7 protein-coding genes are annotated in these 15,425 nt (G+C 48.6%); 2 read left to right on the top strand and 5 right to left on the bottom strand.

Features of this window, described 5'->3' with window-relative positions:
• Positions 1 to 2 precede the first annotated feature (2 nt).
• Both IEY46_RS01730 and IEY46_RS01725 read right to left on the bottom strand, forming a co-directional pair.
• Positions 3 to 1,703 carry a sensor histidine kinase gene (locus IEY46_RS01730; protein ID WP_229749998.1) on the bottom strand — a complete coding sequence of 567 codons (1,701 nt, stop codon included), beginning with the start codon at positions 1,701 to 1,703 and terminating at the stop codon, positions 3 to 5.
• A 95-nt stretch (positions 1,704 to 1,798) separates the two neighbouring features.
• Entirely contained in the window at positions 1,799 to 3,529 is a 1,731-nt protein-coding gene (locus IEY46_RS01725) for an extracellular solute-binding protein (RefSeq protein WP_188988533.1), read from the bottom strand.
• A 276-nt stretch (positions 3,530 to 3,805) separates the two neighbouring features.
• Here IEY46_RS01725 and IEY46_RS01720 point away from each other — a divergent pair, with 276 nt between their 5' ends.
• Both IEY46_RS01720 and IEY46_RS01715 read left to right on the top strand, forming a co-directional pair.
• Positions 3,806 to 4,663, top strand: coding sequence for an ABC transporter permease (locus tag IEY46_RS01720; protein ID WP_229750193.1), 858 nt, complete (start codon positions 3,806 to 3,808; stop codon positions 4,661 to 4,663).
• Positions 4,664 to 4,679: 16 nt separating this feature from the next.
• Entirely contained in the window at positions 4,680 to 5,558 is an 879-nt protein-coding gene (locus IEY46_RS01715; protein WP_188988529.1) for a carbohydrate ABC transporter permease, read from the top strand.
• Positions 5,559 to 5,787: 229 nt separating this feature from the next.
• On the opposite strand, the gene IEY46_RS36720 is transcribed toward IEY46_RS01715, so the two are convergent.
• The 3 genes from IEY46_RS36720 to IEY46_RS01700 form a co-directional block, all read right to left on the bottom strand.
• A complete protein-coding gene (locus IEY46_RS36720; RefSeq protein ID WP_188988527.1) occupies positions 5,788 to 10,776 on the bottom strand; it encodes an S-layer homology domain-containing protein in 4,989 nt (1,662 codons plus the stop codon).
• 357 nt (positions 10,777 to 11,133) lie between these two features.
• Positions 11,134 to 12,021 carry a 5'-3' exonuclease gene (locus IEY46_RS01705; protein ID WP_188988524.1) on the bottom strand — a complete coding sequence of 296 codons (888 nt, stop codon included), beginning with the start codon at positions 12,019 to 12,021 and terminating at the stop codon, positions 11,134 to 11,136.
• A gap of 294 nt (positions 12,022 to 12,315) precedes the next feature.
• Positions 12,316 to 15,204 carry a glycoside hydrolase family 2 protein gene (locus IEY46_RS01700; RefSeq protein WP_188988522.1) on the bottom strand — a complete coding sequence of 963 codons (2,889 nt, stop codon included), beginning with the start codon at positions 15,202 to 15,204 and terminating at the stop codon, positions 12,316 to 12,318.
• Positions 15,205 to 15,425: the final 221 nt, after the last annotated feature.

Below are 15,425 nucleotides of genomic sequence, written 5' to 3'. Positions count from 1 at the left end.
ATCTATCTCCAATGAAGAATAACCTTTAACCCGCCGGCCGATGAAACATCGAACTGCAATCCAGCGTTCGAATCAAACTGATAACGCAGCCGTTGATGAACGTTCCACAAGCCGCAGCCGATTTCATCCGTCAACGGCAAATTGATCTTCTTGGCAAGTGCAAGTCTTTGCACCTCTGTGAGACTGGGTCCGTCGTCTTCAACGGAAATATAGTTTTCGCCATCGCGCTGTTCGCCCCTTATGATAAGCTGCCCTGCTTCCGCATGCGGCTCAATTCCATGAATAATCGCGTTCTCAACGACAGGTTGAATCAACAGCCTGGGGATCTCAAGCTCGAGCAGATCTTCGGGGAGCTCAACATGCACGCTCAGCCGTTTCATTTGAAGCCCTTGTATCCGTAAATAATTCTCGACCAGTTCCATCTCTGCGCGCACTGTCACAAGCTGCCGTTCATTTCTCGTTGTATAACGGTAATATTTACTCAGACTGACGGACATGGCAATAATCGCTTGCTTCTCATCGAGCACCGCCATGCTTTTCATGAAAGCCAGGCAATTATATAGAAAATGAGGATTAATTTGCGACTGCAGCTGCTTTAATGTCGCTTCCCGCGAGCGGATTTGCTCCGCGTATACCTTCCCGACCAGATTTTCGATTTCCTCGGCCATTTCATTGAATCTTTGAAACAAAAAGGTGAATTCATTATCCGATTTCACTTGAATTCTCGCGGCATAATTGCCCTTCTTCAGCTGATGAACGCCCCGGATCAGATCCTTGATCGGCATACGGATATTCTGGTACAAAATATAAGAGATTAAAACGCTTACACAGAGCATAATCCCCAGGAACAAGAAGAAGAAACGGCGGTTGGCCGTAATGGGCGACAAAATATCCTGCATCGGCACGAAGTCTAACAGGTACCAGCCCAGCTCTTCCGATTTCACATAGTTCACCAAGTAATTGGCTTTGCCGATAGCAATTGTACCGTACCCCTGATCGGTGAGCTGCCAGTTGCGAATCTCATTGCGGATGTCCTGCGCAATGGAAAATGCGCTTCCGGAAGGAATCGCCGCACTGTCTGCGGGATTGTACAGGAACGTTCCGCCTTCTCCGCCGGAGTGATTGTTGTCCAGAAGCTTGACGATATTGCTCGATGAGAAGCCTACCTTGGCAATCAATCCGGCATTTTCCACCAGGCGATGCTCGTTAATGGGATCAAAAGCATAGAGTACGAATTGGCCGTTGGTCCGATCATATTGCCATTTCGGAGAGGCATGCGTGCCGATATCGTTCCAATCATAATAGACAAGCGAATATTGTCCGATCGCCTTCTGGATCCGCGGGGCGTAAATCGTAATGGAATTCGTAAAGGTATTGGCGACGCTCTGCAGATTAAGCTTCTGGCTGATGACCTGTACGTTCTTGAGCAGGTCATATGTCATATCATTTCCGTACAGATCCGCATCCCTGAATTCCTTCACATTAGGATCCTTGAGCAGGACATTTGCCATCAGTGATATTTGCCTGACATTATCGTCCAGCTGTTTGTACAAATACGCCAGCCGGGTTGTCTGTGAATCCCGGATGTTCTGCTCGAGTACGCCAATGCTTGTACGATTGGAATACATATACATAATGAGGACGGGAACCAACAGAATGAGGATGAGGATATTCACTTTAATGAAGTTGTTCATTCTGACCATAAATAACCGCCCCGTCTGTTTTCATCTCTTCTGATCACGGCAATTTTAACGAACAAGAGAGACGGATGACAGCTCCGCCTCTTCTTTGATAATTTCTATTTTTTCAACACATTTGCAGTATACCATTCATTGACTTCCTGCGTTATTTTATCCCCGCCGCTGGACTTCCATTTCTCCACAAAAGGTTCAAAGTCTTCGAGTGGTTTTGTCCCGAAAATAAGAGTAACGATCGTTTCATATTCCAGTTTGCTGAGAAAATCACCCTGCGTTTTTTGAGTTTCCGTGGTTGGTCCGACAAATAGGTTCATCCTGTCCGCATCCTGCTGCGTCTTCCAGGCTTTCATCGATTCAATTTGTCCGTCTATGCAGAGCGGATTACTCTTGCACGTATCGAAGCTCTCCTGTTCGCTGGAGGATCTTCCCGGCTTGCCCTGGATCATATAATCCAAATATCCGTCGACCTGGTACCAGGGATCGACAAAATAGTTCGGCATAAATCCGTACTTCGCCACATGGAATACGCTTCCCTGCGCATCGTAACCGCCGCTGAGCATTTTGTCCTTGGTCATGTCCCAGATTCCGCTGTCTCTGGCAAACTCGTACATGACTTGCGCATATTTGAACACGGCATCAGGGTGGGCGTAGTTTTTGTTGATCAGTATCGTTGCCCCGACCAGTGGGAATGATCGCCGTCCGGCCTTGCCGTCCGGTCCGACAGGAACGGGATACACCTTATAGGTTGCTCCTTCCACGTTCGCCCCCAAATCGGGCAACGGAAAATACGGAAACCAATTCGGTCCGAATACGATTCCGGCTTTGCCTGAAGTAAAGAGCTGCGTCGCCGTACCTCCGTCCTGCTGAGGGGCGTCCTTGGAAATCAATCCTTTGGCCATCCAATCCCGAAGCTTGGCAATGGCGTTTTTCATCCCAGGCTGTACCGTATCAAAGACAAGCGATTGTCCGTCTTCAGATTTGCTCCAGTTGCCGGGAATGACTCCGAATGCCCCGAACAGTGCAGTGGCGTCCGCGAAGATGTCCCCTGAAGGATTTTTCAGCTGCAGCGCCAGTCCGAAGGTGTCCTTCTTGTTGTTGCCGTCCGGATCCTGATTCACGAATGCATCCATAACCGTTTCCATCTCATCAATGGTCGTCGGCGCTTTCAGTCCCAATTTATCCAGCCAGTCCTGGCGAATATACATGAGCGGCGGCCCATTCGGTCCAAAGGAAGGGATCGGCAGCGCCATGATCTTTCCATTGCGGGTGACCGAGTAGAACAAGTCCGGATTCTCTTTGAAAATACGTTTAATGTCTTCGCTTGCATAGTTTTCGATCGCTTCTGTAAGATCCATGAAATTGCCCGAATCGATCAATTGATTCGTTAAGTCCGGGTCTCCCATCGTATTGATGACATCGGGGAGCTTCTCGCCGGATGACAAAGAAAGAAGCATTTTCGTCTTAAAGCCCTCGTTTTTTGTGGGGGCGGTCCATAGAACGTTGATATCCAACCCCAATTTCTCTTTGACTTGATCGAAAAGTATGTTCTTCTCCGCCGTTTCCCCATTGAAGTACTGAATGTCATCCGATATCGGAATTACCGTATTAATAGAAATTGCCGGCTCGTACTTGCCGTTCTGGAAGGGCGCGGTTTCCGTGGATACTTCCGTAGTCGAGTCCGTCGCTCCGCTTGAATTTGATGTGGAAGCACTCGGTGCAGTTTGTGGCTCCCCCGATGATGTGTTGCTGGAATTGCCGGAGCACGCCGCCAGTGTTGTGAGCAAGAAAACCAAACTCAGTACCAGAGCGATCCGCTTTCTGATTCCGTTCATGTGTTGACCTCCAATGTTATTTGTAAATGCAACCCAAGCATAGCGAAAAAATAACATCGAAAACAGAAAACATATTCAAGAAAAAAGACAATTCATTAACTTGAATGACAGCGCTTTCGACATAAGTTAACAGATTGCTTTTTTAGTTAAGGAATTGGCGTATCTGTAATCCATATGCTCTTTTACAATAATATCATTAACCCCATAAAGGAGGAACCCGAATTGAATTGGTACAAAAACGCCTGGAATTTCAGACAGACCTGGCAGCTTCACGCTATGCTGATTCCCGGAATCGTACTGGCCGTCATTTTTCTCTATTTGCCCATGTTCGGCCTCGTTATTTCTTTTCAAGACTTCAAGCCGTGGCTCGGATTTTTCCATTCTCCGTGGGTGGGATTGGATCACTTCCGTCTTATGCTGACGAGGGAAGACAGCGTGCAGGTCATTCGCAATACCTTCATTATAGCCGGTCTCAAAATATTCTTCGGACTATTGGTGCCCCTCGTGTTTTCTTTGTTATTGAATGAATTGCGCCATATGTTCGTCAAACGTTTGGTGCAGACGCTCGTCTATCTCCCGCACTTCATGTCTTGGGTCATTCTGGGCGGGATTCTGATCAACCTGCTTGGCACCAATGGCCCTGTCAATCAACTGCTCAGTTCCTTATTCGGCATTGAGCCGCTCCCTTTTCTGATGCAAGGCGACTGGTTCCGATTTACGGTGGTCGTTAGCGATGTATGGAAGGAATTCGGTTTTGGCACAATCCTGTTCCTGGCCGCCTTGACGGCCGTTAATCCATCCCTTTATGAAGCTGCGGAAGTAGATGGGGCAAGTCGCTGGCAGCAGACGTGGAGTGTTACGATCCCCTCCATCATCCCGATCGTTATCGTACTTGGCACCTTGTCTTTGGGCAGTATCCTGAATGCGGGCTTCGATCAAATATTCAATCTGTACAATGCGCTGGTCTATGACAAGGGGGATATCATCGATACCTTCGCTTATCGGGTAGGCCTGCTCAAGACCCAATTCAGCTTCGGTGCAGCAGTAGGCATGTTCAAAGCCGTCATTAGTCTGGTTCTTATCGTGACCGCTTACCGAATGGCATACAAATTCGCCAACTATCGCATATTCTAACCAAAGGAGCAGACTGATGTATTATAAAAGCAAAACCTATAAGCTCTTTTATTCCGTGAATCTCCTATTTCTTCTTACCGCGGCGATTGCCTGCATCCTGCCTTTAATTCATATTCTGGCCGTTTCATTCAGTGCCAAAGAGCCGGCAAATTCGCATATGGTCACTTTATGGCCTATCGGATTCAATGTGGATGCGTATAAACAAACTTTGTCCAATCCAAACTTCATACGCTCCATGGGCGTTTCGATCCAACGGGTCATCCTTGGAACCGGGATCGGGATGCTTGTAACCATATTGACGGCATATCCCCTTTCCAAGATGAATTCGTTGTTTCGCGGGAGAACCGCGTATACCTGGTTTTTTGTGTTTACGATGCTTTTCAACGGCGGTCTGATCCCCACCTATATCGTCATCCAGAAGATGCAGCTTATGAATTCAATCTGGGCATTGGTACTGCCCGGCGCCGTTTCCGCTTGGAATATGGTGCTCATGCTGAACTTCTTCAAGACGGTTCCCAAAGAGCTGGAAGAAGCGGCTCTAATCGATGGGGCGAATCATATCAAGACACTTTTGTTTATCTACTTGCCGATTTCCATGCCGGCACTCGCTACGTTGTCGCTTTTCACGATGGTTGGGCATTGGAACTCATGGTTTGATGGAATGATCTATTTGTCGGAGGCGAAAAAGTGGCCGTTAAGTACCCTGCTGCAAACCATTGTCGTAACAGAGGACTTCAGCAAGATCAACATGCGGCCGGAAGATATCCGATTAATTTCCAATGAGACCGTTAAGGCATCCCAGATCTTTATCGGTGCCATTCCCATTCTTCTTGTATATCCCTTCCTGCAGAAATATTTCGTCAAGGGTATGGTGCTCGGAGCGGTAAAAGAATAACCGGGAAAATCGTGACGTTCAAGAAATCCCTTCCCACCTCAAAGAGGAGACGCCGGATGCCGGCGTCTCCTCTTTGCCCCTGGATGGATGATCGTTGTCAGGATATGCGGAATGGACGACTTCAATTCATCGAACTTCTGCTCCATCAAGCTGGACGTACTCCCAGGATCGGGTGCAACAGGATATAGGACAATGCCGTGCTTACCCAAGCACGGCATTGTCCACTGATTTATTGCTTCAAGAACAGCAATTTATAGAGAATGGATGCTGATTCGGCGCGAGTTGCGGCTTCCTTCGGCCTGTATGCTCCGTCTTCGAACCCATTGATGATATCCGCTTGACGCATAGCGCCAACCGCCTGTGCCGCATAGGAGGAGATCTGCATTTGATCGGTGAAAGACTCCCCGCTGTCCACTGCAGGCACCTCGAGCAGCTCGGCCGTTAGAACCGCACGATAGGCGATGACAGCCATCTCCTCTCGGGTAATCGACGCTGCCGCATCGAAGGTTCCGCTTCTCCGGCCTTGCACAATTCCGAGCGTCTCTGCGCTTGCCACTGCCTGGTAGTACCACATTCCTTCTTTCACATCGTCAAAGTTGCTGGATGCGTGGCCATCAATCAGGTTCAATCCCTTCATAAGCATCTGCAGGAACTCTGCGCGGGTGACCTTTTTCCCCGGTTGGAAGCTGCTGTCAGTCATTCCTTGTACGAATTCTCTCGCAGCAAGCGTGCGAATATAAGAAGTTGCCCATGGGGCCAGATCCAGATCAGTGAACGAAACCTCGGCATACGCAGCCGTATATTGGCTTAAGTGCGCCGGTTGGAATGTTACCTCGCCGGTCTGTGCATGGAATCTCGCATTCTGCACCACCTCCAGGGTGCCGTCTTGTCGAATAAAGTAGCTCACAATCTGTTCAGGATGCTCCCCTTCTCCTGGTTTATAAGCCAACGATAAAACAATGGCTCCAGGGTAATTGAACTGATGCAGGTCACGGCCGTCTACGGAAAGCGAGATATCGTAAACTGCATGGCTGCCAATTTGCTGCCTCGCCGCTTCTGTCAGCGAAGCCGGATCGACTAACGAGACCGCGAGTATCAAATTAGAAGAATCACCATTGACGATGCCCGCCGATTCGTCGACCGCAATTTCCACAGTGACTGAGCCGGCCTTTATCAGAATACTGCGAATCTTATCAGTGGCGCTTGCCACATGCTGGAGTGGAATTGAAAGCAGAACACCATCAGCCTGCCGGCCCTCCCCTGTATTCAATTCAATCGTGAGTACGCCTGCATCAACTCCTTGAATCGCTTGCCTGATTTGATCCTCCTGCAGCTTGATTTGCACGATTCCGTTACCGTCTTCTGTTGCGGACACATGCAGCTTGCCGCTCGCAACCGTTATCCTCGACTCATTTGCTGCCTTATCTGGTTGCTGCCCCGAATATCCTTCATTCGAAGACGGGCTGCTTCCGGTTGGATCTGGATTTGTCGGCGGGTCCGTCGGTGGGTTCGTTGGCGGGTCCGTCGGTGGGTTCGTCGGCGGGTCCGTCGGTGGGTTTGTCGGTGGGTTTGTCGGCGGGTCCGTCGGTGGGTTCGTCGGGAGTGAGCCCGTCGCAGCGCTCGCTGTCGCCGAAAGTTCAGATTCGCCTTTACTATTAACTGCCGTCACCCGATAATAATAGGTCGTCTCCGCCGCTAATCCGGCATCGGTATATGCAGCCTCCGAAATGGCTGAGGCATTTATTTTCTCGTACGTACCGTCCGCCTCTTGGGCCCGATAAACGTTATACGAGTCTGCCATGGCAACAGTAGTCCAGCCTAGCTGGATCGAAGCGGCATCGGAAGAGCTTGCGGACAATCCGGATGGCGCCTGAAGTACCGCATATTCCGTCACCTGGATTTCAACCCGGCTAAGCTGCGGGTTCCAGAAGAAGTTGTTGATCTCCGGAAATTCGATCTTCATATACGCAGTTCCATAAGGGATTTCACTCAGAGTATACTTGCGATTCGTCCATAATACGCTTGTGATCGGCGTATCGCTAATGACCGCATCGTTGTATTCCGTCCAAGAGTTGCCGTCTTGTGACAGGAAGAACTTGAAATCCCGGATGTCTTCCTGACTTGATGAGAAGAGGCCATTGATATCCACGCGTGAAATGCCTTCAAAGTTGTAAATGACAGACTCAACTGAATCCTCTCTCGTCTCTGATCTCATCACACGACTATGATCGCCTAACAAACTGCCGTTTCCAGTGTCGAATTCCAGGCCTGTGCTGTGCGAGAAAGCGACAGTCCAATCATCAAGCTCGTCCGTATGAAGGGTCGTGGCCGCTGAAGCCGTTGTGGCACCGGCTTCGGCCGATGTCCCGGATTCCCCGGAGCTGCTGACCGCAGAGATTTTATAGAAATACGTCATCCCCGCGAGCAATCCGGTATCGCTGTAAGCCGTTGCTGCAACCGGGGTGCTGTTGATTTTCGCATAAGCGCCATCTGCGCTCGAAGCTCTGTACACGTTGTAGGTGTCGGCGCCGATGGAAGTTGCCCAACTCACTAGAATGTCTGACATCCCCAAAGCGGTTGCCATCACCTGAACGGGAGCCTCCGGCGTGGTCTGGATAGACACGCGCCCAAGCTGCGGATTCCAGAAATTCGCCCCGCCGAGCGGATATTCGATTTTCAGAAAACGTGTACCCTCAGGCATCCCCGTCAAAGAATATAGCCGATTCGTCCATAGAATGCTTGAGATCGGTGTATCCGCGAAAGTGGTTCCGTTGTGCTCCGTCCACAATGAACCGTCAGCCGAAGTATAAAACTTAAAATCCACAATCTCCTCCTCGTTCGAAGCGAACACGCCCGATATCGAAGCAGCCGCCATCCCATCAAAGCGATAAGTAACGTACTCCGCTAATTCCGTGTCAATCCCCGTCCGCATGACTCTGCTTGGATCGCCTAACAATTCACTGTTTCCCGTATCGAATTGCAGACCGGCGCTATGGGAATCGGCGACCGACCAGTCATCCAGCTCATCTGCGTGCGTTAATGGATCCGAGCATGCGCACGATGCCGAATAGGCGATCTCCACCTTGGACAGCTGGGGACTGTAGAAGAAAGCTTGCTCCGCGGGAAATTCGATTTTGATATAATTCGTTCCCGCCGGTACGGAGGCAAGCGAGTACTCGCGTTTGGTCCACAAATCATCATTGATCAAAGTATCCTGGCTTCTCCAGCCGATCTGTTTTGCCCATGTCACCCCGTCTGCCGACGTGTACAGCTTGAAATCGCTGATTCGTTCGCCGGACGAGGCAAACAAGCCTGTGGCGTTGAAGCTGATCATACCGGGATAATGATACGTCACATAATCTCCGTCAGTATCATAAGAAGGATCTTTCCGCATCAACCGGCTCGAATCGCCGAGCAGCGCGGCATTACCCGTATCGAATATAAATCCGGCGCTATGCGTATCACTCTTGCTCCAATCGTCAAGCTCGTCCACCACTACTTGCGGCGCAGCCGTATGGACCGCATTCGTGATCTCATAGAAAACGACGCCATGATGACCAAGAGACGGATGTAGCGTCAACTTGCCGCCGCTGACAACGGCCGTTTTGGTCGTGGAATTTAGCTCGGCCAAATCCCGGTACGTATCCTCCCTAGAGTACCAATAGTCCTTATCTCCCTGGTTATTAAGCGAAGTCGGTACTTCAACGGAATACTTCGACCAAAAGTTATAGGACCCGTCATTCAAACCGCGCGTGGACTGATCCGCCCACCACGTCGGCCAGAAATTGGCATGCTCATCGTCCACGATCCACTGTTTCACGGTTACCGAGTCCCCGGCAACCGGAGCGATGTTTTCAATCGTAATCGCAGGCGATTCCCCGGTCGTTGCTCCAAGATCGGCATTATAGTTGTAGATCATGAGGTTCACTTTGTTATCCGCTTCGTTATAACCACCGATTCCTCCGATTTCATTGCCTGGCCCATTAGCCGAACCTGTCAGCTGCGCATTGATCTGCCGGTCGCCGACCATGCGGTAGGAGAGATTCGCAATGTGTGCGCTTACGGAATCAACATCTCCCCAGACTCCTTCCGTGTTCATACCCCACATCGAGAACCAGTCGATATTCCAATCGTGCAGTTGCTTGAACAGCTTAGCATCCGCCGCCGCCTGGAAGCTATGCCCAACCACTCTCGAAAACAAATCCCTCCCGTCCAATCCTTGAAGAATACGACCCTCATCTATACCAATTCTTAGGTTTGTCAATCCATTCTCGATAGCGCGGCCGCGCAGAAACTTCAAGGTATCCTCCAGCGACTTGGAGGAAGGAGCAGGAGTTCCGGGCTTCAGATCATAGAAGGATCCGCTAATGAAATTAATCTGCGTTCCGATCTCGCCTGTCTTGGCATTGACTCCTTTCGCCACATGATCAATAAATTCCAAATGGCTCCAGAGTCCTGGAGAGACTGCCATCGCATGCGCTCCAACCGTCAGATTGGACGCTCCAATCGCATCCCGAAGCGCGGCTACCGTATAATCATAAAGTTTGAAGTAAGCGATTCGCGTACTTGATGCATCTATCGCACCGTCGGTGAACATATCGCGATTTTCAAACTCCGTGATTACTCCCCACTCCCAGTTTCTGACCTGGTCGATTCCAAATTCGTCGACTAATGCGTCTGCCAGAGCATTAATATAGCTATAGTACACCTCATAATCATCCGGAGGACTGACATTTACGCCGAATACTCCTATCGACGGATTGGAGCTATATTTCATCGGTACATTGCCGGTGACGATATAAGGTTTTAGCCCCTGATTAATAATGTTATGCATCGCCTGGATAAGCGTATCGAACTTGTAATCCGTCAGATTCGTTCTGTCCGAAGGATCGACGAACAAATCGCGGTTTGTACCGCAGCCGGTGTACCCCGTATAACAACCCCCTGTTGCGGTCATCAGTTTAACTCTTTCAATGAAGGGATAACGCGATGCAAAATAATCAGCTGGTTGATCATCTGCCTTGCCGGTCCAATGATCGTTCAAATCCCAAATGTTGAGTTGATCGAACTTGTTGGCCATCGTCTGTCCCTGGGCGCCCAGATCGAACGTCAACTGAACGCCGGCAGCGGCCTCCGATTTACCGGGCAGCGGACCCAGCAACAGGCAGATCAGTAGAACAGGAGCTAATATAGCGCTTACAATTCTCGGAATGTTCATTTTATTTCTCCTTTTTTTAAGTAGCCGTAATATCATTCCCGTATTATATTCCGGTTCTAGGGTCTGTCTTCTCTAACCTGCCACAGTTGTTTTCTGGAATAATTCCGATATAACCCCCTCCCCAAATAAAGCATGAATCTCTCTACAACGAGTTCTTCCTTTTCACATCACAAGCATAATCAAATTTAAATTTGCTATATAGAAAATAAAATGAATAAAAACATCAATTCATTAACTAATTTCAAGAAAACAGGCAGGAAATAGTTCGATAAACCCGCTTAACAGCAAAAAGACCCTTGATAGGCCGGATAAACGGCTGCAAGAGTCACCATTCTTATTCAAACAAGTAGACAAACTTTAACTATGAACTGGCTCGCCAAGTATCTTAACAAGACCGCCAAATTCCAATTCTTCAAACTTCCTTGTGATCGCATCATGACGGAGTTCCCATAGACAATCATTTAAAACACACTCTATGGGCACATCAAGCCGGATTCGGGCCAGATCTCTTGAAAGATGCAGCATATCCAAATTTTCTTCAATTTTCTTCTTAATACTTGCGGGAAGCAATTCAAGGCATTCGAGACAACCTTCTACAGATTTATACTCACTCAACAGCTTAAGGGCAGTCTTTTCGCCTATACCTTTAACGCCAGGGTAATTATCGCTTGTATCTCCCATAAACGCTTTTAAATCTATGATCTGTAAAGGTGTGAGTTGCTTGATAGAAAAAAGCGTATCTAAATCATACACCGTGTAATTAGATCGCCCCTTATTCATGATTACTACTTTCACCTGTTCTGTTATTAACTGAAGCATGTCGTGATCTCCAGTTAAAATAAATACTTCGGAGTCGCTTTGAAGTTGATTTGACAATGTACCAATACAATCATCCGCTTCGTAGCCAGCTAATCCAATATTAGGCACACCCATTTCAGCAACTACTTCTTTGACTAAGTCAAATTGCGGCAGAAGCTCAAGTGGAGCTTCCGGACGATTTTGTTTGTATTGGTTATAGCTCTCGGTACGAAAAGTACTGCTGCCCATATCCCAACAACAAATGACATGCGTCGGGTTAAACGTGTTAATAGCGTCAAAAAAGTATTGAATAAACCCGAATACTGCATTGGTAGGCAAACCATAACTAGTTTTCCGGATATAACCCGAATATGAAGTCGCATAGTACGCCCTGAAAAGCAGTGCCATACCGTCGACTAAGAGCACCTTTTTTTTGTTATCACTCAACCTTGATCTCTCCACTCCAAAACTGAATTACTATATATAGTATCATGTTCGTATAAGAGTCTCCACTCCTATATTTACCAGCTTCATCATGATATAAAGAAGATGTTACACAAAAGATTTGACAGACCTCTCCACGAGATGAATTGGCGAACTGCCCGTTTTTACAGTTATGTGCTTAAGCACATACGAGCTACAACAGCACAAAACTAACCTATGATCGCTTAAATCGTCAGTTTCTGCTGCAGGCAGCTTGATTTTTTAAATAGTGATTATGGTTTGGGTTCATCTATGGCTTCACTCTTGAAGCGCTGCATAACGAATCATATTGAGCAGAAGCCTATCAGCTGCTGGGTTTTTGCCTACATTCCCGATGATCTTGAATGTGTTCAGAATTAGCATGCCCGCATCCAACCGATGGCTAGAAAGCACTGTACCGGATTTATATCCGCCCTGACACGGATAACCGGTCGCGAAGCCAGCCGCCGCGATGTCAGTGGACAACTCTTGCCCTTCATATAGATGAGAGGGTGTAACCGTTCCAAAATACCTCCAATCTAAGATGCCTCGAGTGGGCAACCCTTCAAACATAGGATGCGGTACGGCGACGCATTCTTTGTGATACAGCCAATCGCGCAAATGATAGCAGGTTCCCTTGCGAGGCAATGGCAGTCTGCCCGTGGGATCTCCTCCAACTTGGAACGGATCTGGTGTCAGAAATACAACGCTAGCGCCTTGAGAAACAGCCGCTAGCAATCGGTTCCACAATAAGGAATCAATTTCCCCCTCTTTTAAAGCCCCCACAAGAACGAGCGAGTCCCCGTCAAGCACAGAATCAATACTATAACGTGTCGTAGGAAAGCCTCTCGCATGCAGCCATTCCTCAATCTCATCATTAATACCCCATAGAACGAGCCCGGAATGATCATCTGCAGCTTTCACCTCATCTGAAAGGAAAAATTCAAGTCTTCCCCCAGCAGGAGCTCCTCCACGATCCAATATGATTTCAAACTCATAGGTCCCTTCCGGGCCATCCAGTACCACTTCATCACGATATACGCAAGCGGCTAACGGTGCTGGGTCTTTAATTTCAAAACTCGCCGCCGTTTCCCACACAACATTGCCGTCGTGCGATATACGCAGTGAAGCAGAGTATTGCCCTGCCGCTAGCACATCCTCGTTAGCCAACACTGCTTCAATAGCGAATGGTTTCCCTGTATACGCATGGAGAGGATCGACAAACAAACACCAGCGCAGGGGACTCCATCCATCCGCCAACACATCGACGATCCCCGGCTTCCACTCCCGCCAGAATGTCCAGAGTCCCTCACCAGTAATCGCGTGGTCCAACATGCCAGTTAAATTGAAACCGGCCACATTGGGATTCGCGCGAATGAGATCGAATTGGAATCTCCGCTGCAAGGCGTGTAAACGCTGGCTTTCCTCAAACAGCCGTTCCGGGAACGAATATGCCTTATCGAAACCATACGCATTCCAATCGAAGAGGAAGCGATCCGCCATCGAATGGAACAACCTAGCATCCAACAATCCCCGGTCCACTCCGTGCTGATCATATCGTTTACTGCCCCGTAAGACATCGAGCAAGCTGCCTACGCCATACTCACTGACGAAAATTGGTTTAGCACCTTCCCCAATACTGCGAATCTCTCGAGTGATCTCTGAGTTTTGCGGCAGCGTGGGATATAAATGAGCATCTCCGGCCCCTTTCACATATCCATTTATGCCCTTATACCATTCTGTTCGTTTGACATCACCTAGGATACCTGGCTCTTCATTACCCCACACATGTTCCCACTCCAATGAGTGAGGATTGCTGACGGAACCTGCCGCGTTATGGCCGTCCCAGCGACCGCTTCCGAGCAGCACAAGCCTGGTTGCATCCAGTTGGCGCAACCTCGCCAAGAACTGGTGGGCATGACGGAATACCGGTCCGTCAAACGTTTCGTTCAATAACCCCCAGATCACAACGGACGGATGATTTCGGTCGCGCTGTACCATCCCGAGCGTCGAGCGGTCGAACCGTTCGCCCATCTGTGGAGAATCTTCTAGCAGCCAGGCCGCATGGCATTCCTCATAGACCATCAAGCCGATTTCATCGCAGAAATCTAGCTGCTCCGGGATGGCTGTTCCGGCAATGAACCGCACCATATTAAACCCGCTTGCTTTGGAAAAAATGAGATCCTTGTAAAGCAGCTCCCTGTTAATCGGCACACGACCGCCAATTGGATAATGATTGCCTGTATGAGTTGATCGCACGAACACTCTCTTCCCGTTCAGGAAAAAATAGCCGTCCTTCACTTCGAAATGACGGAACCCAAACCGAATTGTCCGTTCGTCGATCATAGGTGCAGTGTTGTTGGAAGCCTTTACAATCAGTTGCATTTGAATCTGATATAAATACGGATCTTCAGTACTCCATGGATGAGGGTCTTCCATGCGAAATCGAACTGCCGCTTCGCGAGAATTTGCACCGAAATTAATCTCCTGGACAAGAGAAGCCGTCAATTGTCCGTCACGAACAGGTCTAACAGTTGCAGTCAGCATCCCGGAGCAGTCACTGAGAGACTCTGATTCCAATTCAAGCTCTACATTCACTTCGCCAGTGTGAAGGTCAGCTGTGACCCTCGCATCTCTGAAGCGAATCATGGGTACTTCGCACAATGTTACCGGCATCACGATTCCGCCTGAGTTGAAACTACTGCCTGGAGTGAATTTTGCCGTAGCGACCTTATTCATGTGTGGAATTTGCTTCAGTGCAAAACCCTCAACCGGCTCCTCACCCGGATTGATTACGCGAACAGCGAGGAGATTCCTGGCGTTCGGATGCAGAACATCCGTAACTTCTAATTCAAACGGGACTTCCGCACCTTCATGTTCGCCAATGAATATACCGTTCAGCCAGATCTTCGCCGCATAATCAACAGCACCAAATTTCAACAAATACCTGCTAGTCGGAGTGTTGCTAAGCTGAGGATCAAATTCCGTCCAGTACCAAGCGATGCCATTATAATCCGGAAATACTTGCTGAATAATGCCTGGCACGATAACGTCCTTCGCTGCGTTAGGGGCGCCGGACGCAAACCATTCCTTATGGATTCCTACGTTCTCGGGGTCGGTGCTGAGACGCCACCCCTTTTGAAAAATAAAAGCGCGTTCCGTAAACATATCCACACTCCTCATTCAAACGATTTTTCCCCTTACCAACCATGCGAGCCTCAATTCCCATATCACAATACAAACACATACAATATATAATTTTAGTATACAATGTTATTTTTTTGTAGTAAATACAATTATGGCGTATATAAAAAAGACTTAGAGACGTATGGCATGACGCTCCGATGTGGGAATTCCTTGTTCGGTCAAAACATCTTTCAGGAAGGTTA

Origin of the sequence: Paenibacillus nasutitermitis, assembly GCF_014641075.1 — a bacterium.
GTDB lineage: Bacteria > Bacillota > Bacilli > Paenibacillales > Paenibacillaceae > Paenibacillus_Z > Paenibacillus_Z nasutitermitis.
Note: the sequence above shows the minus strand (reverse complement) of the source record. Positions and strands in the feature narration are given on the sequence as shown.